Annotated in this window: 21 protein-coding genes; 3 read left to right on the top strand and 18 right to left on the bottom strand. The window is 50.9% G+C overall.

Annotation, left to right across the window (positions count from 1 at the left end):
• Window positions 1-44: 44 nt before the first annotated feature.
• The 12 genes from BR86_RS0110420 to BR86_RS0110360 form a co-directional block, all read right to left on the bottom strand.
• On the bottom strand, window positions 45-1,496 hold the full coding sequence (locus BR86_RS0110420; RefSeq protein ID WP_031473695.1) for an aldehyde dehydrogenase family protein: 1,452 nt from the start codon (window positions 1,494-1,496) through the stop codon (window positions 45-47).
• A gap of 375 nt (window positions 1,497-1,871) precedes the next feature.
• Window positions 1,872-2,771: a LysR family transcriptional regulator gene (locus BR86_RS0110415; RefSeq protein ID WP_031473694.1), complete on the bottom strand. Its 900-nt coding sequence runs from the start codon at window positions 2,769-2,771 to the stop codon at window positions 1,872-1,874.
• 330 nt (window positions 2,772-3,101) lie between these two features.
• Window positions 3,102-4,040 carry a hydroxymethylglutaryl-CoA lyase gene (locus BR86_RS0110410; protein ID WP_031473692.1) on the bottom strand — a complete coding sequence of 313 codons (939 nt, stop codon included), beginning with the start codon at window positions 4,038-4,040 and terminating at the stop codon, window positions 3,102-3,104.
• A gap of 25 nt (window positions 4,041-4,065) precedes the next feature.
• Window positions 4,066-4,929, bottom strand: a complete 864-nt coding sequence (locus BR86_RS0110405; RefSeq protein WP_031473690.1) for an isocitrate lyase/PEP mutase family protein — start codon at window positions 4,927-4,929, stop codon at window positions 4,066-4,068.
• A 105-nt stretch (window positions 4,930-5,034) separates the two neighbouring features.
• Window positions 5,035-5,904, bottom strand: coding sequence for an isocitrate lyase/PEP mutase family protein (locus BR86_RS0110400; protein WP_031473688.1), 870 nt, complete (start codon window positions 5,902-5,904; stop codon window positions 5,035-5,037).
• A 99-nt stretch (window positions 5,905-6,003) separates the two neighbouring features.
• A complete protein-coding gene (locus BR86_RS0110395) occupies window positions 6,004-7,839 on the bottom strand; it encodes a thiamine pyrophosphate-binding protein (protein WP_031473686.1) in 1,836 nt (611 codons plus the stop codon).
• 609 nt (window positions 7,840-8,448) lie between these two features.
• Window positions 8,449-9,387, bottom strand: coding sequence for a LysR family transcriptional regulator (locus BR86_RS0110390; protein WP_031473684.1), 939 nt, complete (start codon window positions 9,385-9,387; stop codon window positions 8,449-8,451).
• A gap of 364 nt (window positions 9,388-9,751) precedes the next feature.
• Window positions 9,752-10,879: a TRAP transporter substrate-binding protein gene (locus BR86_RS0110380; RefSeq protein WP_031473682.1), complete on the bottom strand. Its 1,128-nt coding sequence runs from the start codon at window positions 10,877-10,879 to the stop codon at window positions 9,752-9,754.
• Between the two features lie 198 nt (window positions 10,880-11,077).
• Window positions 11,078-12,379 carry a TRAP transporter large permease gene (locus BR86_RS0110375; RefSeq protein WP_031473680.1) on the bottom strand — a complete coding sequence of 434 codons (1,302 nt, stop codon included), beginning with the start codon at window positions 12,377-12,379 and terminating at the stop codon, window positions 11,078-11,080.
• Entirely contained in the window at window positions 12,379-12,942 is a 564-nt protein-coding gene (locus BR86_RS0110370; RefSeq protein WP_031473678.1) for a TRAP transporter small permease, read from the bottom strand. Before BR86_RS0110370 ends, BR86_RS0110375 begins: the two co-directional genes overlap by 1 nt.
• Before the next feature lie 92 nt (window positions 12,943-13,034).
• Window positions 13,035-13,892: a shikimate dehydrogenase family protein gene (locus BR86_RS0110365; RefSeq protein WP_031473676.1), complete on the bottom strand. Its 858-nt coding sequence runs from the start codon at window positions 13,890-13,892 to the stop codon at window positions 13,035-13,037.
• A gap of 129 nt (window positions 13,893-14,021) precedes the next feature.
• On the bottom strand, window positions 14,022-14,861 hold the full coding sequence (locus BR86_RS0110360; protein ID WP_031473674.1) for a sugar phosphate isomerase/epimerase family protein: 840 nt from the start codon (window positions 14,859-14,861) through the stop codon (window positions 14,022-14,024).
• Between the two features lie 261 nt (window positions 14,862-15,122).
• Between BR86_RS0110360 and BR86_RS0110355 the strand changes: the two genes are divergently transcribed.
• From BR86_RS0110355 to BR86_RS0110345, 3 genes are all read left to right on the top strand, one after another.
• Entirely contained in the window at window positions 15,123-15,968 is an 846-nt protein-coding gene (locus BR86_RS0110355) for a transketolase (RefSeq protein WP_031473672.1), read from the top strand.
• Window positions 15,968-16,912 (top strand): transketolase family protein, encoded by a 945-nt coding sequence (locus tag BR86_RS0110350; RefSeq protein WP_031473670.1) that lies wholly within the window; start codon window positions 15,968-15,970, stop codon window positions 16,910-16,912. The genes BR86_RS0110355 and BR86_RS0110350 overlap by 1 nt, the downstream gene beginning before the upstream one ends.
• A 70-nt stretch (window positions 16,913-16,982) precedes the next feature.
• Entirely contained in the window at window positions 16,983-17,657 is a 675-nt protein-coding gene (locus BR86_RS0110345; protein ID WP_031473668.1) for an aspartate/glutamate racemase family protein, read from the top strand.
• A 399-nt stretch (window positions 17,658-18,056) separates the two neighbouring features.
• Here the strand turns inward: BR86_RS0110345 and BR86_RS0110340 are convergent, their stop codons facing one another.
• From BR86_RS0110340 to asnS, 6 genes are all read right to left on the bottom strand, one after another.
• Window positions 18,057-18,332 (bottom strand): HU family DNA-binding protein, encoded by a 276-nt coding sequence (locus BR86_RS0110340; RefSeq protein WP_031473666.1) that lies wholly within the window; start codon window positions 18,330-18,332, stop codon window positions 18,057-18,059.
• 110 nt (window positions 18,333-18,442) lie between these two features.
• A complete protein-coding gene (locus BR86_RS0110335; RefSeq protein WP_031473664.1) occupies window positions 18,443-19,975 on the bottom strand; it encodes a Na+/H+ antiporter NhaC family protein in 1,533 nt (510 codons plus the stop codon).
• Between the two features lie 278 nt (window positions 19,976-20,253).
• Complete coding sequence (spoVG, locus tag BR86_RS0110330) at window positions 20,254-20,541, bottom strand: septation regulator SpoVG (RefSeq protein ID WP_031473662.1); 288 nt, start codon at window positions 20,539-20,541, stop codon at window positions 20,254-20,256.
• A gap of 133 nt (window positions 20,542-20,674) precedes the next feature.
• Window positions 20,675-21,796 (bottom strand): glucose-1-phosphate adenylyltransferase subunit GlgD, encoded by a 1,122-nt coding sequence (gene glgD / locus BR86_RS0110325; RefSeq protein WP_031473660.1) that lies wholly within the window; start codon window positions 21,794-21,796, stop codon window positions 20,675-20,677.
• The gene (locus BR86_RS0110320) at window positions 21,793-23,067 is read right to left on the bottom strand and encodes a glucose-1-phosphate adenylyltransferase (RefSeq protein ID WP_031473658.1); all 1,275 of its coding nucleotides are present in this window, start codon (window positions 23,065-23,067) and stop codon (window positions 21,793-21,795) included. The genes glgD and BR86_RS0110320 overlap by 4 nt, the downstream gene beginning before the upstream one ends.
• A gap of 390 nt (window positions 23,068-23,457) precedes the next feature.
• Window positions 23,458-24,849, bottom strand: a complete 1,392-nt coding sequence (gene asnS / locus BR86_RS0110315) for an asparagine--tRNA ligase (RefSeq protein WP_031473656.1) — start codon at window positions 24,847-24,849, stop codon at window positions 23,458-23,460.
• Window positions 24,850-24,893 lie beyond the last annotated feature (44 nt).

Raw genomic sequence — 24,893 nt, 5'->3', positions numbered from 1 at the left:
GCCTCTGTACAGTCATTTAGACTGGGGAGTAACCTGTTCGAAAATTACTTCTTCTCTACATCAAAGTCCGGTGTGTAGAACTCACCAAGAAGGTCCTCAGAAGACGGCAGGTCCTTCATGATCGGGCGTGCAACCCAGGTGATGTTCATGTAGTGCTTCAGAGTAATGTTCTCTGTGATGATGTTTCCGCCCCATGTACCGCAGGACATGGAAGATGTCGGCGGCATACCGTTGAACGGAGAACCAGAGTTACCCTTGTTGTTCGGCTGACGAACCATCATACGGGAAACCGGTGCAACCTTTGCAAGAGCATCGATGTGCTCATCACTCCAGGAGTAGATACCGCAGCTGTGGCCCAGACCGCCTGCTGTGTAGAAAATCTTCAGCGCCATATCAATTGCGTTCTGGAAATCCGATGCATCATATTTGAAGAGGGAAACGAGTGTGGTCAGCTTCTCCTTGGAGAAGAAGTGATCTGCACCGATGTCATCCATACCGCCGCCGGTAACCATGATGAACTTCGCATCATCCGGAATCGCAACGCCTGCAAGCTCACCGATCTTCTGCGGGCAGATTGCAACGGTATCCGGAAGACGATGACCGGTCTCATCCCAAAGAACATTCTTGATCTTCTCTTCGTCATCCTTGCTTGTGATGAGGTATCCGCCAACCTCCTGAAGGGCCTTTACAGCGCCATCATAGATGGTGTCGGCAATAACAAGGTTTCCGTCGCAGGAGCAGCCGGAACCGAAGTCAGCAGTCTTGGAGATCATGGTGTTCTCTGCAGCCTCGTGCAGGAACTCCGGAGTATTGCAGGTGTCATCGTAGATAACCGTTGCGTTGCCGGCACCTGAACCGTAAGCCGGAACTCCGGAGGAGTATGCGGACTTAACCATCGGACGGCCGCCGGTTGCGATAACGAGGTCACATCTCTTCATCAGCTCCTGAGTAAGGCTGATGGACGGCTCCTCGATACCCTGAATGATATCTGCCGGAGCGCCTTCCTTCACGAGAGCCTCACGGATGATATTGATGCACTTGTTTGTTACAACCTTTGCACGCGGATGCGGGGAGCAGATGATTACGTCTCTCGCCTTGATCGCGTAGATTACCTGTCCTGCCGGTGTAAGGCACGGGTTGGTTGTCGGAACCAGGGAAGCGATAACGCCGACCGGCTTCGCATACTTGGAAATGCCCTTAACCGGATCGTACTCGATCATGCCGACAGATTTCTGTCTCATACACTCACGAAGGATCAGTTTCAGTTTTGTTCTCTTATTTCTCTTTGTAACCTTATCGCCGAGTCTTGTCTCATCAACAGCCTCGTCGCAAAGCTCTGCCCATGTGGTAGCGTTTGCGATTGCCGCAGTAACGGCCTGGCAAAGTCTGTCTACAGTCTTCTGATCATATGTAGCGATAATCGCTGCTGCTTTTCTTGCGCGAGCTACCTGCTCGTCGAGTGCTGCGATCTGCTCTGGTGTTACTTCATGTGCCATTTCAAATCCCATCCTTTCTTGTTGGCGCCTGTCGCGTCAATGCATCTTGCGTTGTCTTAACTATAATTCAGATATTACCAATTATCAAATCAGTAGTTTTAATCATTTTAATAAAGGTTTCTCTATTTCAGGGTTTGAATGGCCTTATTTATGTCATTTTGCACATATATCCATCGATATCCTTCACATTGTCCGGACTTCTCGATGTATTTCTGCATAATTGCACCCGGATTCGTACATCCTGTCCGCTCGTTACAACGACCTCGCCCGGTTCCCGTGCAGGCGCGTTTTATGACAGGCGCCACGGCAAATGGCCGGAACCGCTTTTGCGGACCATTTCTCCGGAAATGAAGCAGGACCTCCGGAAGATTCCTCTCACTCTCTTGTCTTGGGCAGCGCAAAATTCGTCGCAATGTGATCCCAGACCTTCTGCGCAGCCACAGAGAGCATTTTGCCCTTTGCTCTGGTCAGATAAATGCTTCTGACATACTCGCGGTCCTCGTCCGAAATCGGAATAAACACAACCTTATCGTTCTCTGCCAGATGGACGGTCGGCAGAACGGACACGCCAAACTTCAGATTGACATACTGGAGAGCCGCATTGCATTCCCGTACTTCAAACACAATGTTCGGCACTTTATTGATCTCCGCATAGTTTCTGTCCAACTGCTGCCGGAGAATGGATGACTGATCCAGCATAATGATCGACTCATCCGCAAAATCCGTCAGACTCACCGACATTCTGCCGGCGAGCGGATGGTCTGCCGGCACGGCCAGATACAGCGGCTGACGGTGAATGAGAACCGATTCCGCCCAGTCTGCCGTGTGAAGGCAGAAACCAAGGTCCAGTTCTCCCTTCCGGATCTTGGTGAAGATATCAAAACCCGGTTCCTCCACAAAATCAAACCGGATCTCCCGGTTCTCCGGATTCTCGTAAAATCTCTCCATAATCGCCGGAATCAGAGAGGACGAGATACTCTGAAAATACCCCATATGGACAATCTGACTGGCATTCTTGTTCAGTTTTTCCAGCACGACCTTTCCGTCCTCCAGAGAGCTCAGGGCATTCTCCACATAGGGAAGAAACTGCTGGCCGAACAGTGTCAGTTCCGTCTTCTTATTCCTCTTCTCAAACAGTTTTACTCCCAACTCGCTTTCCAGCCCGCTGATGGCATAGCTGAGACTCGGCTGAGAGATATGAAGTTCCTCTGCGGTCTTTGTATAATGAAGCGTATGCGCAAGAGTCTGAAAATACTGAAGCTGTAATAATGTCATTCCCGGTCCACCTCTGTCATGCTGCGTATATGTTGATTGGAATCGATAGATATCCTGTTATCCATCGAGATTATTCATAGATTTTTCTCTATCGTCGGCTTATTTTATCATAGAGATTTATGTATGCGCAAGCAGACATTCCGCACGTCAGATTCCGGGGGTTCTACCGCCGGCAAACGAGCAAAACCGGTATCGGATTCATTGATAAATGATCCCGATACCGGTTCCCCGCTCATCCGCTATAGAATTCATGGATCGGACTCGTTCCGAGTCCCGCCTTCCGTCAAAAGGATGAATGCCGCATCACATTCCGTGGCTTTCCTTGCCGTATTACGCTTCCTTCTCCGCCATGTTCGCGATCAGGTCCTCATTGGTTCCCGCCTTCAGGATGTAGCTGTCGCCGCCCTTGGACAGGATCTCCAGAAGCTTTCTGGATGCCGCGATCGCCTTCCGGATGTCAATGCCGGTCTCCACACCGCACTCATTCAGCATGTTCAGGACATCCTCGGTGGAAATGTTGCCTGCCGCATTCGGAACAAACGGGCAGCCGCCAAGTCCGCCGATGGAGGAATCGAACTGTGTCATGCCGGCCTGCATTGCCGCAAAAATATTGGCTATGGCAGTGCCTCTGGTGTTATGGAAATGGAGCCACCAGGATACCTGCGGATACTTTTTCAGAACATGCTCACACATGGTATTGACCATCTTCGGCGTTCCCATACCGGAGGTATCGCTCAAAGAAATCTCCGTGATACCGACTGCGATATACGCATCGATGATCGCATCAATCTGGTCCTGCGGAATCTCACCTTCCCACGGAGATCCGAACGGCATGGAGATCGATCCGGAAATCTCAATATTGTTCTCTTTTGCCGCTGCCACGCAGTCCGCAAAACCCGACACGGTCTCTTCCGGAGTTCTGTTCAGGTTCTTCAGATTATGCATACGGCTGGCAGATACATTCAGTTTGACCTTCTTGCATCCGCAGTCCACCGCACGCTGTACCCCGCGAAGATTCGGAATCAGAGCGCGAAGCTCCACGTTCGGATACTTCGCGGCAATCGCCTTGAACACCTCATCCGTATCCGCCATCTGGGGCATTCTCTTCGGATGCATGAACGATCCGACCTCGATGACCGGGAATCCTGCTTCTACCAGATCCTCCATCAGAGAAATCTTATCCTCCGTGGAAATGATCTGCTGCTCATTCTGCAGTCCGTCACGCAGACCGACTTCACAGATACGGACTTTGCTCGGTAAATTTAACATATATTTCTCCTTACTATCGTATTGATCATACTTTGTCCAGTCCATACTTCAGACTGGCTTTCTTGATATCCTCCACTCCGATAAAGTCGAGGTAATCATTGAATTCGATAAAGTTGCCCGGGAATCCCTCATCCGTATCGTGCTCTTTCAGATAACGGAAATAATCCATGATCGCCGCGGTATGCGCCAAAAGACAGCTGACCGGATAGGAGACGATCTTGTAGCCGAGTTCACCGAAATCCTTTGCATTTAAACCATCCGCAATTCCGGTATGGGGCAGCATGCCGAGATGAAGCTGTCCGTTGACCTTTTTCGGAATCTCTATCAGCTGCTCATGCGTCTTCGGCGTGATCTTAACCATATCCGCACCGGCTTCCAGATACATTTCCACACGTTCCAGCGCCTCCTCGTAAGGAGCATCGGTGCGGGCGATGAGGATCATATCCTCATCGGTACGGGAATCCAGGGCAGCATGAATCTTGCCGACCATCTCTCTGGCCGTGATCACTTCCGGACTGCGCACATAGGCACAGGTGGTTGGCTGCTGCTGATCCTTCAGAAAGACGCCGGCGCAGCCCGCCTGTTCAAACTGCCGGATGGTACGAACCACATTCAGGGCGTTTCCGAATCCGCCCTCGGCATCCCCGATGACCGGGATGTTCACCGCGTTGCAGACATTCTTCAGATTTGTCGTCACCTCATTGATATCCAGCAGTCCGGTATCCGGCTGTCCCAGAATCACACCGTGTTTGCCGGTATGAGACATGGTAATGGCTTCAAATCCGGTGGACTCGATCACTTTTGCGCTGAGACAGTCATAGGCACCCGGCGCAAAAACATACTTCTTAGATGAGAGGAGCCTGCGGAGCTGTATTCTTGTATTCTTCATGTTCTATCCTCCAGGCCCGGATACAAACCGGATGATTCCGGATCCCTACCGGGGCCTCCATCAAAGTTTGAAAGGTGACTTCCAAACTTCCTCCCCTGTCTCTTCTCAATCATTCAGACCGTACTTCTCGCCCATTGCCTTGATCTCATCCACTCCGATGAATTTCAGATACTCATCGAAGGAGATCATGTTGCCGTCGTAGCCCTCATCGGTCTCATTTTCCTTCAGGTACTTGAAATAGTGCTGAAGAGCATAGGTCTGGGCAAACAGGGAACTGACCGGATAGGTCATGATCTTATACCCGAGTTCACCGCAGTCTTTCGCGGTCATCCCGTCATTGATTCCCTTGTTGACGTAAAGTCCCAGGTGGATCGGGCCGTTAATCAGCTTCGGCGCCTTGAGAAGCTCTTCCTTGGACTTCGGAAGAATCTTGACCATATCCGCTCCCGCCTCAAGATATGCATTGCATCGCTCAACGCCTTCCTCGAACGGCGCATCGGTGCGGGCGATGATCAGCATGTCCTCATCGGTTCTGGTATCCACTGCCGCATGGATCTTGCCGATCATCTCCTCCTTGGAGATGACCTCTGCCTTTTTGATGAACGGGCAGTTCGGCGGCTGTTTCTGATCCTCGATAAACAGACCGGCAACTCCCGCATTCTCATACTCACGAATGGTCCGGATTACATTCAGCGCATTTCCGTATCCGCCCTCGGCGTCTGCCAGAATCGGAATGTCCACCGCTGCGCACATATTCTTCAGCATGGTAACTTCCTCGTTGATCGCGAGAAGGCCGGTGTCCGGTGTGCCGAGGATTACGCCGTGCATTCCGTAACCGGTTGTTCCCATGATGTCAAAACCTGCTGCCTGAATCGCCTTCGCGCTCAGTGCGTCATATCCGCACGGGGCCACAAGATACTTTCTCTCCCAGAGCAGCTTACGCAGTCTCTTTCTTGCTGCACTTGCACTTCCCATAATAATTACCTCGCTTTCCAGCTTAGATAGGGCTGCGCGGATACCCGCGCAGCCCCGTGCTATGATATTCGTCTCTTTTAGATGAATGTCGGATGTCAATCAGCCCTTGTGGGACTTGGAGTGGCTCGGAGCAACCCACTGGCCATCCTTCTTCTCTACAAGTTTACCTTCCTTAACGAACTCATTCGGTTTGTAGATATCGTTGATGTTCCAGCATCCCGGAGTCGGAACGACAATGTTCTCCATCGGAGCCTCTACCAGGAACGGTTTGCCGGCCTTGTTGGCCTCAATCGCCTTCTTCATTGCCGGAAGGAACTCTTCTGCGCTCTGTACGCAGACAGAATCTACGCCGTAAGCTTTCGCTACGCCTGCCCAGCTCGGAGAATAGCTCTCGCCGCTCGGTGTCTTGAACTTTGTTCCAAAGAATGTGCCGTAGGAACCATTTTCCAGTCCTGCGATGGTGCCGAATGCGGAGTTGTTCATAACAACCCATGTGCAGGCGATGCCCTGCTCTACCGCAGTGGCAAGGCAGGTCGGGTTAACGCCGAAGCCGCCGTCACCGGTCAGTGTTACGCAGATCTTATCCGGAGCAGCCAGCTTACCGCCGAGAACTGCGGAAGAACCGAAGCCCATGGTAGCCAGACCGGATGAGTGATGAATTGTGCCCGGGATAGTGATGTCGTACTCCTGAGCAACACCGTTCTTGTTCCAGCCTACATCGGTGAAGATTACCGCATCTTCCGGAAGAGCTTCCTTGACATCGCGAAGAATTCTCTGCGGAGTCATCGGGAATCTGCTGTCGTTGGAAATCGCCTCGTTGGACTTCTTGAAGTCCGCCTTTGCCTTCGCAATCTCGTCGCGAAGAGCCGGGTTCTTTCTGCCCTCCGGGCAGATCTTCTTAATTTCATCCAGAATCTGTGTGAGCGCAATCTTGAGATCACCGACAGCGCCTACCGATACCGGATAGTTCTTACCGATCTGGTACGGATCGATGTCAACCTGCATAAACTCCGTGGTATCCGGATTGAAGGTTACACCCTGATACCAGGAAGAGGAATCAGCCTCTGCAAATCTTGTACCAAGACCAAGGATTACATCCGCATTGTTTGTCAGCTTGTGGGTGAATTCCAGTCCCCAGAAACCGGTCTGACCGATCATCAGCGGATGCTGATCGGAGATACATCCCTGTCCTGCCAGTGTACGGCTTACCGGGAAATCCATAAACTCGGCCAGAGCTGCAAGCTCTTCGGACGCCTGAGAAAGAAGGATTCCGCCGCCTGCGTGAAGAACCGGAGCCTTCGCATTTACCAGCTTCTCCGCAATGGTCTTTGCTGCGGTCGGATCGATCGCCGGTCTGTAGGTGAACTGGCTGTCCTTGTAGGTCCTGGACCAGAGTTCTTCTTCAACCTCGCGGGAGAACATATCCATCGGCATATCGATGAGAACCGGGCCCGGTCTGCCGGACTCCGCCAGACGGAATGCCTTATCCATGATGTACGGAAGAGCTTCCGGATCATCGATTCTCCATGCTCTCTTTACAACCGGCTCAAGAATCTTGTACTGGGATCCGTCCTCATGCATGTTAACTTCCTGATGCGGATCACGGCCGTAATAGTAGCTCGGCACATCGCCTGCGATGACAACCATCGGAATCGAATCAAAAGAAGCATTGGCAACACCGGTCAGAACGTTTGTGAGACCCGGACCAAGGTGACACATAACAACGGATGCCTTATGTGTCAGACGAGCGTATCCATCTGCCGCGGTGGATGCAACAGACTCGTGACGGTTGGAAATATAAGTGATGTCCTTCTCTCTGCGGGAAAGTGCGTCGAGCATACCGATTACGGTATGTCCGCAGAGACCAAATACGTACTTCTCACCACGGCGAACCAGATAGTCAACCATGAGATCAGAAACAAGCTTCTTAGCCATTTGATTCCTCCTTCATTTCTCTTAAACAGCTCATTTCGCTTTCAGAAACACTTCCGCGCATTAGGAAAAATGATGCTCTTCATCCCAATCATCCGGAAGACGTTCCGTCTTACAGAAAACCCCTGTTTGTACATATCCGTCAATTCACAGTTTGAATTGTATTCAGCACTGTTTTCGGTTTTGTGAATTTATGATGGATACGTACTGTTTATCGGCAGTTTTTTGTTCATATCAACTATCTGAATAGTACCTTATTGACAACATAAAGTCTAATATCTTGCTTTCATCCAACCATTGGAATTATTCATGTTTTTGCCTGAAAATCCTCCGCTGGTCACCGAAAGAAGACATCCTCCGCTCAGCGGCGTGCACACCCTCACGGAGCGTTTTATGTCACAGGAAACAGGAAGTGCAAAGCACCTTTCTATAATATGGAAAAACCGGGAGCCGAAGGCGCACGGCCCCCGGACCCCGGTTCTGTTTTCTCTGTTTTTGTCTGTTCTTCTCTCTTACGCTCTGTTGTCCTCAATGCTCTCTTCTGTTATCTGTTCTGCCCGCTCTCCCCTTCATCGCCGGAAGGAACGCATCGGAAATATCCGGTGATCCGGCTCAGTACTCTTCGAGCTTCTGTCTACGTCTCTTATCCCTTCTCTCAAAGAACTGGTCAAAGATCATCCCTTTCTTCAGGATAAAATCTCTCAGATACGCGGCGGCCGGCGGCATATACCGCACCTTGTTCCACGCCACATAGACCTTACGGTTCGGTATCTCATTCGCTATCTTCAGCTCCTTCAGACGGTACGGAGTTCCTCCGATGGGCTTCGGCGCAATGGCAAGCCCCTGTTTTGCGGCGACCATACCATAAATCAGGACATCCTGAGCGGTTTCCATGGTGATTTTCGGATGAATATCCAGTTTCTCAAAGAGACTGTCGGTAAAAAATCTCAGCTCGCAGCTGTGATTAAACGCCACAAACGGCTGGCCGTCCAGTTCCGAGAGGTCAACCGCCTCCCCTTCATCATAGGGACTGTCTTCCGGAGCCAGAAGCACTAGCTGGTGCTCACCGATGGGGGCGCATCCGATCGCCTCATCGTCAATTTTGGTACAGAACGCCAGATCAATATCTCCCGCCTTCAGCTGTTTCTTTAATGTCTCATAATCTGCCGCCTGATTAAACTGTACATGAACTCCGACGCGATTGGTCTCGGAAATATAGCGAACCACCACTTCCGGAATAAACTCGGACAGGGACGGAAAACCGGACACAATCACGGAACCGGTGTCCGGATTGACATAATTGTTTACACACTGTACACCGTTATCCAAAAGATCCAGCGCCTGGGAGACATACGGAAGGAAAATTTCCCCGTATTTGGTCAGCTGAACATTTCTTCCTTTGCGGACAAAGAGCTGAACATTCAGTTCATCTTCCAATTCCTTGATGGAATGACTGAGATTGGACTGACTGACAAAGAGCTGTTCCGCAGCTCTGGTATAATGCTCCAATTCCGCGATCGTCTTAAAATACTGCAGCTGACGAAGATTCATTGATGGCGTCCTCCTTTATTACTGTCACTGCCCGGGTTCCGGATCACATTTCCACATTTTCTGTCTGGTTTTCCCGGCATAACAGTATGCCGGTTCCTGCGTTTCCGTAATTCTTCACTCCATTTATCTTCCACTTAAAATATCTTAAATATTATCTATCATTTTACGGAATTATGCAATGTATACATTATTATGTCATTTTTTTTCATATTCGTCAGTATTCGAATTCTGCGCAAACACCGGATTTAACGCAAAACAAAGTCCGCAAGCGGGCTTCGGCGGGTTAGCCGCACCAAAAAGAGCGGGACCGGCGCATCACTGCGCCGGCCCCGCCGGAAATTCTGTATCAGAATGTCAGATCAAATTACTTTGCAAGAGACTCCTGAAGAGTTGTTCCAAGGCCCTTTACATCGCCGTCGATCTTCTTGTAGAGGTCCTTAACGCCGTCAAGAGCAAGGATCTCATCATAGAATGCGTTGTCATACTCGATCAGAGTCATGCCGCCGTCGGTAAGAGTCTTCTTGGAATCCTTATCAATCTTCTCAAGCTGCGGTCTCATCTCAGCAATCGCCTCGCTTACAGCCTGATCAAGAGCTGCCTGGTAAGCCGGGTCAAGGCTCTCATACTTGTCCTTGTTGATGGAGATCTGGTTTGCATAGAGGATGTGGTTTGTGCATGCAAGGTACTTCTGAACTTCCTGGAAGTTTGCACCTACGCAGGTATCTGCTGCATTCTCCTCTGCATCGATGGTTCCGTTCTGAAGAGAGATGTAAACCTCTGCCCATGCCAGCGGAGTCGGAGCTGCGCCGATTGCTGTCCAGAATGCCATGTGGTTTGCATTCTCCATGGTTCTGATCTTCAGCTCCTTGAAGTCAGCCTTGGTCTTAACCTCTTTGTTTGAGGTGGTAAGACGATAGGTCGCATTCTGAAGAATACCGAGCTTGTGGAAACCTGCAGTCTCATATGCTGCGGAGAGCTGCTCGTTGAACTTGGAATCCTGGCCGTTCAGTACCTGGTCGATCTTGTCACCGTCGTACTTTGCGAATACCATCGGAAGATCGAATACCGCCATCTCCGGGATGAAGGATACGGTCGGTGCGGTCTGGCAAACTACGATATCGATATCGCCGGACTGCTCCTGACGAAGAAGATCAGCATCGCCGCCGAGCTCGCCGTTCGGATGATAATCAATGGTGAGCTGTCCGCCGGTGATCTTGTCAACCTTGGATGCAACGAGCTCTCCGAAGATCTGACCTGCTGCGCCCTTACCGGTGGAATCCGCACCGATGAGCTCAACCTTGTCCAGCTTGGAGTAATCCGCATCCGCAGCTTTTTCATCTGCCTTGGACTCTGCAGCCTTAGACTCTGCAGCCGCTTTTGTCTCTTCTGCTGCCTTTGTTGTAGCCGCTGCAGAACCACCGCCGCCGCATGCTGCAAGACCTGCTACCATTGCACCTGTGAGTGCGAGCGCTGTTACTTTTCTCAGTTTCATAATTTTCTCCTCCTCTTGTTTTTGATTGCCACTATACCAAGCATCTTCTATTGTATACCATAAATCAGAAAATGCATAAGTATTATCAATTATTTTTATATTTTATTCTTGTTTTGTACATTCTGCTGTCTTCTGACTCTGCAGGCTGCAAATAGAGCCTGCAGAGGACTGTTCAAAGAAGCAAATGTACCGGAATCATTATTTCTTCATAATGCTCACGAGGGTTGTCGAGATACCCGGAATGTAGGTAATCAGCAGCATCGCGATGAAGAATGCCAGCATGAACGGAATTGCCTTCTTGGCAACATCCATCGGCTGCTCTTCCGCCAGATTTCCCGCAACGAAAAGGTCAAGTCCGAACGGCGGTGTTGCAAGTCCGATCGACAGGCAGCAAACCAGGATAACACCGAAGTGTACCGGATCGACACCGAGCTCCTGTACCGCCGGAAGAAGTACCGGTGCAAGAATAATGATTGCAGGACCCGTATCCATAACCATTCCGAGAATCAGGAAGAATACCATGCAGACCGTCAGTACGCTGAAGCTTGTCGTGAAGTTTGCGATGATGAAGTCCTGAACAACCTTGGTCGCCTTTGTCAGGGAAAGTACACGGCCGAAAGCGGTTGCGAATGCAAGTACGAATGCAAGACCGCCGTATGTCTTAACCGAATTGCACAGGAACGGGATCAGCTGCTTTACAGTGATGGACCGGTAAATGAACAGGGAGACGATCAGCGCATAGAATACGGAAACTACCGCAGCCTCTGTCGGAGTGACAAAACCGGTGTAGATACCGCCGAGAACGATGATCGGGCAGAGCAGTGCCCAGAAGGACTCACGGAAAATCTTGCCGAGACCCTGCGCATGAAGTTCATTCATTCTCTCGTTGATAACCGACTGGTTCTCATTGTGTTTCAGGCAGTATGCAATCGCGTAAACCATCATGGAACCACCGATCAGGATACCCGGGAATACACCGCCCAGGAACAGATCACCGGTGGATACGCCGGTCGCCAGAGAATACAGAACGAACGGGATAGACGGCGGGATGATAACGCCGAGACCGCCGGCAACGGCAATCAGACCTGCAGACCAGGTTCTGTCATAGCCAAGGTTTACCATGAACGGGATGCACATCGCACCAACCGCTGCAGTAGTAGCAGGACCGGAACCGGAGATCGCGCCGTAGAACAGACAGGTAAGAATAACCGCACACGGAACGCCGCCCGGAAGTTTCCCTACAAAATAAGAGAAAAAGTTGAAGAGTTTTCTGGAAATACCACCCTCGGCCATGATAACACCGCCAAGGATAAACAGCGGAACTGCGAGGATCGGTGTCGAGTTCGCACCCGAGAAGCAGTTGTTCAGAACCTGCTCGATGGTTCCGCCTTTACCAAGTAACATGATAGGAGCTACAGATCCGAGTACCATGGACATACCGATCGGTACGGAAACGAAGATCGCTACCAGAAATACCGCAAATACCATTATAGCAGCCATTATTCATTTCCTCCTTCTGCGTGCTGTCCTGCAGCCGCCTCACTCTTTGCATCTTCCATCGTCTGCTCCAGAGTGGTGGCAACCTTATCACCGAAATGCCGGATGTGGATAATCAGCATCTGTACGCCTCTTGCTGTTGCCAGAAAGAATCCGAGCAGCATGAAGACATAAACACTTGCCATCGGCCACTGCATCGCCGGAGATAACTCACCGCTGGCTACAATCTTGTTGTACACGCCGATGGAATTCACCGCACAGATGCCCATCATGGCGATCACAACAACATCAACACAGATACCAACGACCTTGCGGATGATAGCCGGAAAGAGATCCAGCACAACGCCGACGCGAAGCATACTCTCCTTGCGGATGGTGTATGCCAGTGAAACAAATACGCTCATGATCCAGAGAAATCTACTGAACTCCTCCGCCCATGTCAGCGGCTGAATTCCCGGAATCTTTCTGACGATAACCTGCGCCATCATGACCACGGAAATCAGGACCAGACAGATCACGAGGAATGCTTCCTCCAGGTGATCGTCCAACCATTTTATAAATGCCATGTCTACCTCCTGTCATTTTGTCTGACAACCGGCTGCCCTTCTTCTGATCATTCTCGCAGCAGGCTGTCGCTGTCAAAAATCACTTATGTGAATTACTTTCCTGCGATAATGTCGAGAAGTTCTTTTCTCATTGCCTCGACCGGAGCTTTTCCGCCCGTCCACAACTCGATCTGCGCTGCGCCCTGATACAGGGACATTCCCAGTCCGTTCAGGATCCTGCAGCCTTTCTTCTCCGCATTTAAGAGAAACTGTGTCTTATCCGGGTTATAGCATGCATCAAAGAAGAACATTCCTTCCTTAATGTATTCTTCCGGCATCGGGGTCTCACCGATATGACTTCCCATTCCGATTCCGGAAGCGTTCAGGATTACCGTACTCTCTTCCAGTTTGGAGAAATCACCTTTTTTTACCTGCTCTGCCACCGGAGCAAAGTTTTCATTGATATCTTTCACGAGAGACTCGGAAGCCTCATCATAATAGTCCGTGATATAGATCTTTTTCGCGCCCTTGTATGCAAGAACAGAGCACATCGCGCGTCCCGCACCGCCTGCACCGAAGCAGAAGAATACGGAATTCTCCACATCAACCTTGCCTTCCTCCACAAGGCTCGTGTAGAAACCGATACCGTCCGTATTGTATCCGACAAGCTTTCCTTCCGGTGTCTTAACAACGGTATTCGAGGCCCCCATCTTCCGGCAAAGCGGGTCGAGTTCATCGAGATACTCCAGAACTTTTACCTTATTCGGCTTTGTTACGGCAAAGCCGGCAAAGTTCATGTACCGGAGACCGTTCACCACATCGCCCAGATGCTCGTTGTCCACGACAGTATAAAAATACTGCATGTTAAGACCTGCCGCCTCATAGCCCGCATTCTGCATTCTCGCAGCAAAAGACTGTTTCAGCGGATCACCCAGAAGTGTAATAAACTTTGTATCAATATTGATATTCATTTAACTTCCTCCTAAAAATTCGCCCCTTTTAAGTTTACCTTCTTTTTTCCATAACTTCCCATTGGAATAATTCATACCTATTATTCTCCGGGCGAAGCTTTCTGCCCCTCTGCACCTGCTGCAAAGGTTTTACTCGATGCCGCGTTCCGCAAAATATGCCTTTGCCTTGTCAATGCAGTTCTTTGCATGTCCCTCCACTCCGTACTTACGGATGGCCTCCAGATTCGGAAGTTCAATGGAGAGCGGAAGATCCGGAAGCGCTTCGACCAAACCGGCAATATTGATATCGCCCTCGCCCACATAATATCTTGCCTCACGGGCAGTATAGAGCATCAGGTCATCTTTGATATTGTCCAGAACAACGTCGCCGTCCGGTCCTGCCGGTCCGTCGCAAAGATGCATAAAATGGAAGTATTTCTTCGGTGTTCTCTTCAGTTCATCCGGAGTGACTCCCGCGCGGCCTGCATGAAGGGTATCTACCATTACATAGAGGTTATCGGCCCCCACCGTATCCACTAATGTAATGTCCTCCTGAAGGTTTCTCACGCCTGCCCAGGGAAGAAACTCCACATTGTAGTTAAGTCCGTACTTCTTCGCCATCTCACAGATACGTCCGACCTTCTCCACATAGAATGCCTTGTCTCTGGTCCAAATGCTACCGAGTACGTCAGTTCCGCCGAGCTCTGCCGCTTTCTCGAAAGCCGGCTCATACTCTTCGATATCAAGGTCCGGACGAACACGGGCAAGCTCAATATCCATCAGAGGCATATCGTACTCTTTCAGAGCTTTCTTCGTCGCCTCAAAAAGCTCCGGATCCTTATCCAGAAGGAACTCCGGTTCACCGGGAAGATGCATCGGAATGGTACGAAGACTGACATAATCATATCCGGCCTCTTTTGCAATGCGGATCTGATCCATCGGGTTGGTTCCCGGAATAGTTAAGTAAGCGAGTGAATATTTACGTGCCATCATTGTCCTCCTAATATACTCTTGACAGTTCGACGCAAGATGCTGCCACGAGGCGTTTTTGTTTTATGCAAATCCGACAATTTTTATTTCTCGCTGTTCACATTTTACACTAAAACAACCTAACTATCTATTTCGAAATCCTCATGGGTCTATCAATACTTTTCATACGAAAATTCACACTATTTACTGTTTTCTACATATAATCAGTGCTATATTGTGGTCAGAATGAATTGTGTCAGCAAACATTTCAAGGAGGTCTATATGAACCATAATTACTTTACAGACGAAGATGTAAAACGTCTGGAAGCACAGGCAATTCAGACCAGAACGGACATCATCCGCATGGTCGGCAGGGCCGGAGCCGGACACCCGGGCGGTTCCCTCTCCTCTTCCGACATGATTACCGCATTATATTTTCATGTAATGAATATCGATCCGAAAAACCCGCAATGGGCAGACCGCGACCGCTTTGTTCTCTCCAAAGGGCACTCCTGTCCGGCGCTCTACTCCGCTCTCGCCAGACGCGGCTTCTTCGATCCGGCCGAGCTTGACCATCTCCGTGAATACGGTGCCATGCTGCAGGGACACCCGGATATGCATGACACCCCGGGAATCGATATCAGTACCGGTTCTCTGGGAAATGGTCTCGCCGTCGGTGTCGGCATGGCACTCTCCGGCCGAATCCACCATCAGGATTACATGACCTATGTTCTTCTGGGCGACGGAGAGCTTCAGGAGGGCCTGAACTGGGAAGCTGCCATGGCAGCCTCGCACCACGATCTGAAAAACCTCGTAGCCATCGTGGACTGCAACGGTGTGCAGATCAACGGCTGGGTCAACGAAATCATGACCGTCGAACCGATCGGCGACAAGTGGCGGGCTTTCGGCTGGAATGTCGTAGAGGTAAACGGCCATAATATGAAAGATATTCTCACAGCGCTTCACACCGCCAGGACCATGCGCCACCCCACCGTCATTCTGATGCGTACCGTAAAAGGCCGCGGCGTATCCTTCATGGAGGATGATTCCGCATGGCACGGCAAGGCACCGGATGAAGCTCAGATGGCGGAGGCTCTCGCTCAGATCAGCAAAGGAGGCGTTGTATAATGGGAAAGATGGCAGACAGACATATATTTGGAAACGAGCTTTGTGAGATCGGAAAGACCAGAGACGACTTCGTTGTACTGAACGCGGATACCAAAGCATGCAACCTTGAAAAATTCGGGGAGCTGTTCCCGGAGAGAGCATTTACCGTCGGCATCGCCGAACAGGATATGGTCGACATCGCAGCCGGCCTTGCCACCTGCGGCAACAAGGTATTCCTCTCGACCTTCGCCGTATTCGCCACCATGCGTGCCTGCGAGCAGGTAAGAACTTTTATCTGTCATACCAATCTGAATGTCACGATTCTCGGAACTCACACCGGTCTTCAGGTCGGCGGAGACGGCGCAACCCACGCAGCCGTGGAAGATGTGGGTATCCTGCGCACCTTCCCGAATATGACGATCATCCAGCCGGCGGACGGTGTTGCCGCAAAGGCAATGGCACACGCAGCTGTGGATTTTAAGGGACCTCTCTATGTGCGCCTTCACCGGAATCCCGTTCCGGATTTCTACGATGAAGCGACCTACCGGTTCGAATTCGGCAAGGCCAATACCGTTCGCGACTACGGAACCGATCTCACCATCATCTCCTCCGGCATCCTTCTGGCCAAGGCCGCGGAAGCCGCAAAGATTCTGAAAAATAGAGGCATCAATGCCAGAGTTCTTGATATGGCAACGCTGAAGCCGCTGGATGAGGAGGCGATCATCCGCGCTGCTGCGGAGACCGGTGCTGTTCTGACCGTAGAAGATCACAACGTGATCAATGGTCTCGGGGCTGCCGTTGCATCCGTAACCGCAGAGAACTGCCCGGTTCCGGTAAAGATCATCGGCATTCCGGATCGCTTCGGTGAGTCCGGTGACCCGGAGATTCTCTACAAGGTCTGCCATATGGATACGGATTCCATCGTGGCAGAGGCGGAAAAGTTAGTGGCAAGAAAAGCAAAGTGAGCCGGACACTGCCGACAGAGCATTTACGATTCAAAATCAGACAACATGTGATCTCATATGGGAGGTTTGTATGAAAAAACCGCACGTTACGATTCTGCAGACAAGTTTCGCCAAACGGGAAGATACCGTCAAATTCCTGGAAGAGAAGGTACCGGGCGTACAGGTGGAGTTCATCACCGACAGTACCATCCTGAAGGACGTCAGAGCGGCCGGCGGCCCGACCAGAGAAGTCTACGACCGCATGAAGCTTTATGCGAAGGCTGCCGAGATCTCCGGAGCAGATCTGATCGTCAACTCCTGTTCCACTGTCGGCGAAGTGGCCGACGAGTACCGCAAAGAAGTATCCATCCCTGTCATGAAGATCGAGGATCCGATGTGCCGGGAGGCCATCACCTACGGAACCAATTTTGCCATCTTCGGCACGGTAGAGACGTCCATGGGTCCGGTAGCCCGCATCATTGAGCGTCTCCTCAGCGAGCAGGGAAAGACCGCGACCACAAAGCTCTATGTCCAGAATGAAGCATGGGACGCTCTTGTGGCGGGGCATCCGGAGGAGCAGAACCGCATTCTCCTTGAGAATCTCCGCAAGCTGGATGAGATGGGGTACGATGCCATCGTGATGTCGCAGGTATCCATGCGCACTCTTCTTCCGGAGCTGAAGGGCTTTAAGACACCGGTACTCTGCAGTTTCTTCTCCGGCTACAGTGCCATCGCCGACAAGCTGAACGAGATCGCCCGGCAGTAATTCTCCCGGACGTTCGGTATTTCTTCTTAAACAGACAATATAACAGATGGAGCCGCGATATACGGAGCAGACATATCTCTCGTATATCGCGGCTCGAATTCTGAAAAACATCCTAAGCTCGAAAATACCATCCCAGCTCGCTATTTCACTAAGGCAGCAAAGCTGCCAAGTGAAATATGCGTCGCTAAGTGCTCTGCGCCGCAGCTCCACTAAACTCGGCTGCAACAGCCTCGTTAAGGGTCGCTGCATGGCTCGCACTAGGCTCGAAAATACCATCCTCAGCTCGCTATTTCACTAAGGCAGCAAGCTGCCAAGTGAAATATGCGTCGCCAAGTGCTCTGCGCAAAGAGGCCGGGTGATTTTTATCACCCGGCCTCGAATTATCCTCTGAATCGCAGATTATGCGTTTACAGTGTCCTTAAGAGCCTTACCCGGCTTGAACTTCGGGGACTTGGAAGCAGCGATCGGCATGTTTTCGCCGGTTCTCGGATTTCTTCCCTCTCTTGCAGCTCTCTCAGCTACCTCGAAGGTACCAAAACCAACAAGCTGGATCTTCTCGCCCTTAGCAAGCTCCTCAGCTACTGTCTCTGTGAAAGCCTTAACAGCCTTCTCCGCTTCCTTCTTGGAAACTCCGGCCTTCTCAGCTACAGCTGCAACAAATTCTGCCTTATTCATAGATCAATTTCCTCCTGATTTCTATTTTCGAACTCCTGCGCGACAACTGTATCGCACTACCTAATATATATAGCGGGAAAAGCCCGATTTGTCAAGGTTTTTCAAGGGTTTTAAGGGTTTTGGGTACTCGTTCCGTCCGCACTTTCCGGAGCTCTATTCTCCGCTTTCTGTCTGCAGTTGAGAACCGTAACCAGAACGATCAAAAGTCCGATGGACAGTGCCGTTCCGATATATCCGTTACCGGTAATGCCGTCCGCAAGATAACCTGCAATACAGCAGCATGCTACACAGGCCACATAAGGAATCTGGGTCGATACATGGTAAATGTGGTTACACTGTGCTCCGGCAGAGGCCAGAATGGTCGTATCAGAGATCGGGGACACATGATCGCCGCAGACCGCACCGGCCAGAATCGCCGATGTGGTGATGGTCAGTGTATCCACGTCACCGCTTCCGATGACCGCCAGAGCGATCGGAATCAGGATTCCGAAAGTTCCCCAGGAGGTGCCGGTTGCAAAGGCCAGTCCCGCTGCCACAGCGAACATGACTGCCGGCATCAGAACGCCTACCATTGCGCTTCCCTGCACAAGACTGCTGACAAAACCGCCGATGTTGAGGTAATCCTCGCTGCAGATACCGGAGAGTGTCCATGCAAGGCTGAGGATCATGATCGCCGGAACCATGGACTTTGCGCCGATGGTCAGAGACTCACAAAACTCACTGTAATGAAGGACACGTCTGGAGAGATAAAAAACAAAGATAAATACCAGTGTAAAGAATGAGCCGAGCGCAAGGCTGAGCGATGCGTCACAGTTCGCAAAAGCTTCTACAACACCGACACCGTCGAGAATTCCACCCGTGTACATCATTCCTGCCACGCAGAACACAATCAGAACAAGAATCGGCGCGATCAGATCAATGACTTTTCCTCTTCCGGCGATATCCATTGTCTCACCGCCGACGATCTCCTCACTGCCGCACTGCGCCACGCGCTGCTCATACTTCTTCATGGATGAAAAATCATCGTTGCGGACAACAATAAAGATCATAAAGAGCAGCGTCAGAATCGCATAAAGGTTAAACGGAATGGTGTGAAGAAACAGGTTGAACCCATCAATTCCGCTGTCTTCCGGAAGCGAAGAGCCAACTGCCGCCGCCCAGCTGGATACCGGGGCAATGATGCAGACCGGCGCTGCGGTGGCATCGATGATGTATGCCAGCTTCGCTCTTGTAATCTTAAACTTGTCGGTCACCGGCCGCATAACCGTTCCGACCGTCAGACAGTTGAAGTAATCATCGACAAAGATGAATACGCCGAGGAAAATCGTTGCAAACAACGCGCCGCGTTTGGTGTGGATCGCCTTGGCCGCCCAGTCACCGTACGCCTTGGATGCACCGGATTTGGTAATCAGGGCTACCACAATTCCGAGAAATACCAGGAATACCAGAATATTGACGTTGCCGCCGATCTTCGCTCCCATAATGTTGAGCACTGTCTGCACCGCGATCACGGGCTGTGCTCCGACAAATAAAAACGCACCGACCAGAATACCGATGGTCAGGGACATATACACTTCCTTGGTGAATAATGCCAGAGCAATTGCCACCACAGGCGGAAGCAACGAAAAAACGGTTGCGCTCATTTTTCTCCCCCTTCATTTTAAAAAAACAATCCTTTTACGCTTCCATGCGATACCGGTCTATGTTCACACAGCTTCACTTGCGAACTCTGCATCAAACGCCTGCGGCGCAGGCATCCTGTCCGTTTCTCGCAGATGCGCTTCCGCTCAGCGGCGTGCGCATCCTCGCGGAGCGTTTATTATGTCATAGGGAAGTGCGAAGCACTTTCCTATGACATAATAAAACGCCCCGGCCGATTTGTCCATCAGCCGGAGCCCAAAAAAACACATATTGTACAGAATCACTTGTCAGCCGCCAAATCCGGGGCATCTTCCATGGAAGTTGCCTCATATTTTGCCAGCACAACCTTCTGGATCATATCCCGCGTATCGGAATTAATCGGATGCGCGATATCACGATACTCCCCGTCTGCCGCCTTGCGGCTCGGCATCGCAATAAACAGGCCCTTATCGCCCTCAATCACCTTGATATCATGAACCACAAACTCATTATCAAAGGTTATGGAAACGATCGCCCTCATTTTCCCTTCTTTATCGATCTTCCGGACACGAACATCAGTGATCTGCATTTCTGTCGCCCCTTTCCAGTTCTGTGTTGGTCTGTCCTGAAAACACGTGAAACTGCTTTTCGCGTTCACGCGGTATCGCAGCACTCGCCGGAGCCTCATGCAGGCACGGGCCCCGGCGAATGAACCGCGTATGTTACAGTGTGAATCGCTCACTCTTCTCCACGATAACCTCCGGATCATCCTTATCGCCGATATGCGACGTGTTTGCCCGGATGGTTCCCTTGCTCTCCACAATGCAATTCTCAATCACCGTGTTGTCGCCGATATAGACGTCATTCAGAATGATGGAATTGCGGATCACACAGTTATTGCCGACATAGACTTTCTTGAACAGAATCGAATTCTCAACCTGTCCGTTGATGATGCAGCCGCTTGCAATCAGACTGTTCCGGACGGCCGCTCCCGGATTGTACTTTGCCGGCGGAAGATCCTCCACCTTCGTGTACACTTCCGGATAATCCCGGAAGAAATACTTTCTGACATCCGGCTTCAGAAAATCCATATTCGTGTGGTAGTAATCCGTCACGGAAGCCATATTGCTCCAGTATTCTTCCATCTTGTAAGCAAAGATCCGCTTCAGATTCTTGTAACGAACGAGAATGTCCGTGACAAAATCATACCGGTCCTCCGCTGCGCAGCGCTCGATCAGTTCGATGAGCTGGCGTCTGCGGATGACATAGATTCCGCAGGAAATCGTGTTGGATGTCGCCACCATCGGTTTCTGCTCAAAGTCGATAATGCGGCCGTTTTCATTGACCTTCACGATACCGTAGCGGGTGATATCCTGTTCCGGTGCCATATCCTTGCACACAACCGTGATGTCCGCTTTCTTTTCCACGTGGTATTCCAGAACCCTGTTGAAGTCCATCTTGTAAATGCAGTCGCCGCTTGCAATCACGACATACGGCTCATGGCTCTTCTTCAGGAAATCCAGATTCTGATACAGTGCATCCGCCGTTCCGCGGTACCACTCACTGCTCTCTGCCGTAATCGTCGGGGTAAACACGAACATTCCGCCCTGTTTACGGCCGAAATCCCACCATTTGGAGGAACTCAGATGCTCGTGAAGAGAACGTGAATTGTACTGGATCAGGACTGCCACGCTCTGAATATGTGAGTTGCTCATGCTGCTCAGCGCGAAATCAACGCTGCGGTAGTTTCCTGCCATCGGCATGGCCGCGATCGCTCTTCGATCCGAGAGTTCCCGCATGCGCTTACTGTTTCCGCCCGCTAAAATAATTCCGATCGCTCTCATCTGCCGCCACCTGCCTTTATGATCGATCCGCCGCTCTCGAGGGATCCCTTATGATAATCTGCCTGTACTGTACTTCCGGAAATCGCCGTATTCCGTCCGATGGAAACGCCGTCCGGGATCACACTCTTCTCCGCGATAACCGCAAGATCCGAATTGTATACTCTCTTATCATAGGAGCTCGCCGCGAACTCGCCGACGCCGACTTTGGCATTCTTTCCGACCTCGACATCCTCTGCGATGATCGCCTTCTCCAGAACGCTTCCCTCTCCGATCGAGCTTCCCTTCATGACGATGGAATCCCGAACCACGGATCCCGGCGCAAGATAGACTCCGGCACCGATGACCGAATTCAGAACCTCGCCGTGAATCTCACAGCCCTCACCGATAATCGAGCGCTCCACGTGTGCATCCGGCGCAATGTACTGCGGCGGGACAATATCGCTCTTGGTATAGATCTTCCAGTATTCCTCGTAGAGATTGAATTCCGGGATGATGTCAATCAGCTCCATATTGGCCTCCCAGTACGACTGAAGAGTGCCGACATCCTTCCAGTATCCGTTGAACTCATACGCAAAGATCCGTTTTCCTGTGCTGAAGCAGTGCGGAATCACATGCTTGCCGAAATCGCACTCCGGAACATTTTCGAGCGTTGTCAGAGATTTCTTCAGAACCTCCCAGCTGAAAATGTAGATTCCCATCGATGCGAGATTGCTCTGTGCGTGTTCCGGCTTCTCCTCGAACGCCGTAATCCGGTTCTCCTCATCCGTAACCGTGATGCCGAAACGGCTGGTCTCCTCCCACGGAACCTGCATGACGGCAATGGTGACATCCGATTTTTTCGACTTGTGATATTCGAGCATGACCTCATAGTCCATCTTGTAAATGTGGTCGCCCGAAAGAATCAGAACATACTCCGGATTATACTGTTCCATATACTCGAGATTCTGGTAGATGGCATTCGCAGTTCCGGTATACCAGTCACTGCCCTTGCTCCGCTCATACGGCGGAAGAACGGTAACACCGCCGACATTCCGGTCCAGATCCCACGGAATTCCGATTCCGATATGCGTATTCAGACGAAGCGGCTGGTACTGCGTCAGCACGCCGACCGTATCCACGCCGGAATTAATACAGTTGCTCAGCGGAAAGTCGATAATTCTGTACTTGCCCCCAAAAGAAACTGCCGGTTTTGCCACCTTCTGTGTCAGAACGCCGAGGCGGCTTCCCTGGCCTCCGGCAAGAAGCATGGCAATCATTTCTTTCTTAATCACGCTATCACCCCTCGATGCTTAAACAATTAATGCCTCATTCCCGCATTCGTTCATTATCAGGCAAATGCCATGTAAATGTATAACCATTATACCATACAGCATCAAATCCGCGCATTGTTTTTTGAAAATGCGACAAAGTTTTTACATAATTTTCGTCTTTTTTGGCTATTCTGCATTTATAAACGAAATCGGACAACATTGACAGGATAATTATGGCGACATTTTCCGCTCAGCGGCTTGCGCTTCCTTGCGGAGCGTTTTTTCAAAAAAAGAGGACCGACGCACCAACTTAAGTTAGCACATCAGCCCCCTGGTATACGAAAAGGTGCTGCGCACCAGTTGAAAAATCAACTAATGCGACAGCACCTTCTTTCAAATGATGAAAACCGATTAGAGTTCACAATTGTTGACGGTTCTCGGGAACGGGATGACATCGCGGATGTTGCCCATTCCGGTGAGATACATAACCGCTCTCTCAAAGCCGAGACCGAATCCAGCATGTCTTGCGGAACCGTACTTTCTGAGATCCATGTAGAAGTCGTACTGCTCTTCTTTCATGCCCAGCTCGTCCATTCTCGTCTTCAGCTTCTCATAGTCGTCCTCACGCTGGCTTCCGCCGATGATCTCGCCGATGCCCGGTACCAGACAGTCAACTGCCGCAACGGTCTTGCCATCCGGGTTCAGCTTCATGTAGAACGCCTTGATCTCCTTCGGATAATCGGTTACGAATACCGGCTTGCCGAAAATCTTCTCCGTCAGATATCTCTCATGCTCGGTCTGCAGATCGCAGCCCCAGTATACCTTATAGTCAAACTCGTCGTTGTGCTCCTCCAGAAGCTTTACAGCCTCTGTGTAGGTGATGCGTCCGAACTCGTTGCTGACAACATTGTTCAGACGGTCCAGAAGCCCCTTGTCGATGAAGCTGTTAAAGAAGTTCATCTCTTCCGGCGCATTCTCCAGAACATAATTGATGACATACTTCAGCATTGCCTCCGCAACTTCCATATCGTCCTGAAGATCGGCAAATGCCATCTCCGGCTCGATCATCCAGAACTCCGCCGCATGACGGGTCGTGTTGGAATTCTCCGCGCGGAAGGTCGGTCCGAAGGTGTAAATGTTGCGGAACGCCATCGCATAAGTCTCACCGTTCAGCTGTCCGCTGACCGTGAGGCTGACCTTCTTATTGAAGAAATCCTGGCTGAAATCAACCGCACCGTCCTCGGTCTTCGGAACATTGTTCAGATCCAGTGTTGTCACCTGGAACATCTCGCCGGCACCCTCTGCGTCAGAACCGGTAATCAGCGGCGTGTTGACATAGACGAAACCGTGCTCCTGGAAGAACTTGTGGATTGCGTATGCTGCGAGGGAACGGACACGGAAAACCGCCTGGAAGGTGTTGGTTCTCGGACGAAGGTGTGTGATCGTGCGGAGATACTCCAGCGTGTGGCGCTTCTTCTGCAGCGGATAATCGGATGCGGACGGTCCCTCTACGGTAACCTCATCCGCCTGGATCTCGAACGGCTGCTTCGCATCCGGAGTCGCTACCAGCGTTCCCTTTACGATGATGGCCGCACCGACATTCAGCTTGGAGATCTCGGTGAAGTTCTCCATGGTGTCATGATAGACAACCTGAATTGTGTCAAAATAGCTTCCGTCTGCCACAACGATAAATCCAAATGCCTTGGATGCTCTGACGCTGCGGACCCAGCCGCCGATCGTCACTTTCTGATCAAAGTACTTGTCGCGATTGCGGAAAATCTCTTTTACGGTGATAAGATCCATCTCTTTTACCTCTTATAGTATGATGATATATGAATATTTTTATT

Origin of the sequence: [Clostridium] aminophilum DSM 10710 (genome assembly GCF_000711825.1) — a bacterium.
GTDB classification, from domain to species: domain Bacteria; phylum Bacillota; class Clostridia; order Lachnospirales; family Lachnospiraceae; genus Clostridium_R; species Clostridium_R aminophilum.
Note: the sequence above shows the minus strand (reverse complement) of the source record. Positions and strands in the feature narration are given on the sequence as shown.

Excerpts from the sequence above, each read along its gene's own strand:
- BR86_RS0110420 (WP_031473695.1), bottom strand. The coding sequence starts at position 1,496 with ATGGCACATGAAGTAACACCAGAGCAGATCGCAGCACTCGACGAGCAG.
- BR86_RS0110415 (WP_031473694.1), bottom strand. The coding sequence starts at position 2,771 with ATGACATTATTACAGCTTCAGTATTTTCAGACTCTTGCGCATACGCTT.
- BR86_RS0110410 (WP_031473692.1), bottom strand. The coding sequence starts at position 4,040 with ATGTTAAATTTACCGAGCAAAGTCCGTATCTGTGAAGTCGGTCTGCGT.
- BR86_RS0110405 (WP_031473690.1), bottom strand. The coding sequence starts at position 4,929 with ATGAAGAATACAAGAATACAGCTCCGCAGGCTCCTCTCATCTAAGAAG.
- BR86_RS0110400 (WP_031473688.1), bottom strand. The coding sequence starts at position 5,904 with ATGGGAAGTGCAAGTGCAGCAAGAAAGAGACTGCGTAAGCTGCTCTGG.
- BR86_RS0110395 (WP_031473686.1), bottom strand. The coding sequence starts at position 7,839 with ATGGCTAAGAAGCTTGTTTCTGATCTCATGGTTGACTATCTGGTTCGC.
- BR86_RS0110390 (WP_031473684.1), bottom strand. The coding sequence starts at position 9,387 with ATGAATCTTCGTCAGCTGCAGTATTTTAAGACGATCGCGGAATTGGAG.
- BR86_RS0110380 (WP_031473682.1), bottom strand. The coding sequence starts at position 10,879 with ATGAAACTGAGAAAAGTAACAGCGCTCGCACTCACAGGTGCAATGGTA.
- BR86_RS0110375 (WP_031473680.1), bottom strand. The coding sequence starts at position 12,379 with ATGGCTGCTATAATGGTATTTGCGGTATTTCTGGTAGCGATCTTCGTT.
- BR86_RS0110370 (WP_031473678.1), bottom strand. The coding sequence starts at position 12,942 with ATGGCATTTATAAAATGGTTGGACGATCACCTGGAGGAAGCATTCCTC.
- BR86_RS0110365 (WP_031473676.1), bottom strand. The coding sequence starts at position 13,892 with ATGAATATCAATATTGATACAAAGTTTATTACACTTCTGGGTGATCCG.
- BR86_RS0110360 (WP_031473674.1), bottom strand. The coding sequence starts at position 14,861 with ATGGCACGTAAATATTCACTCGCTTACTTAACTATTCCGGGAACCAAC.
- BR86_RS0110355 (WP_031473672.1), top strand. The coding sequence starts at position 15,123 with ATGAACCATAATTACTTTACAGACGAAGATGTAAAACGTCTGGAAGCA.
- BR86_RS0110350 (WP_031473670.1), top strand. The coding sequence starts at position 15,968 with ATGGGAAAGATGGCAGACAGACATATATTTGGAAACGAGCTTTGTGAG.
- BR86_RS0110345 (WP_031473668.1), top strand. The coding sequence starts at position 16,983 with ATGAAAAAACCGCACGTTACGATTCTGCAGACAAGTTTCGCCAAACGG.
- BR86_RS0110340 (WP_031473666.1), bottom strand. The coding sequence starts at position 18,332 with ATGAATAAGGCAGAATTTGTTGCAGCTGTAGCTGAGAAGGCCGGAGTT.
- BR86_RS0110335 (WP_031473664.1), bottom strand. The coding sequence starts at position 19,975 with ATGAGCGCAACCGTTTTTTCGTTGCTTCCGCCTGTGGTGGCAATTGCT.
- spoVG (WP_031473662.1), bottom strand. The coding sequence starts at position 20,541 with ATGCAGATCACTGATGTTCGTGTCCGGAAGATCGATAAAGAAGGGAAA.
- glgD (WP_031473660.1), bottom strand. The coding sequence starts at position 21,796 with ATGAGAGCGATCGGAATTATTTTAGCGGGCGGAAACAGTAAGCGCATG.
- asnS (WP_031473656.1), bottom strand. The coding sequence starts at position 24,849 with ATGGATCTTATCACCGTAAAAGAGATTTTCCGCAATCGCGACAAGTAC.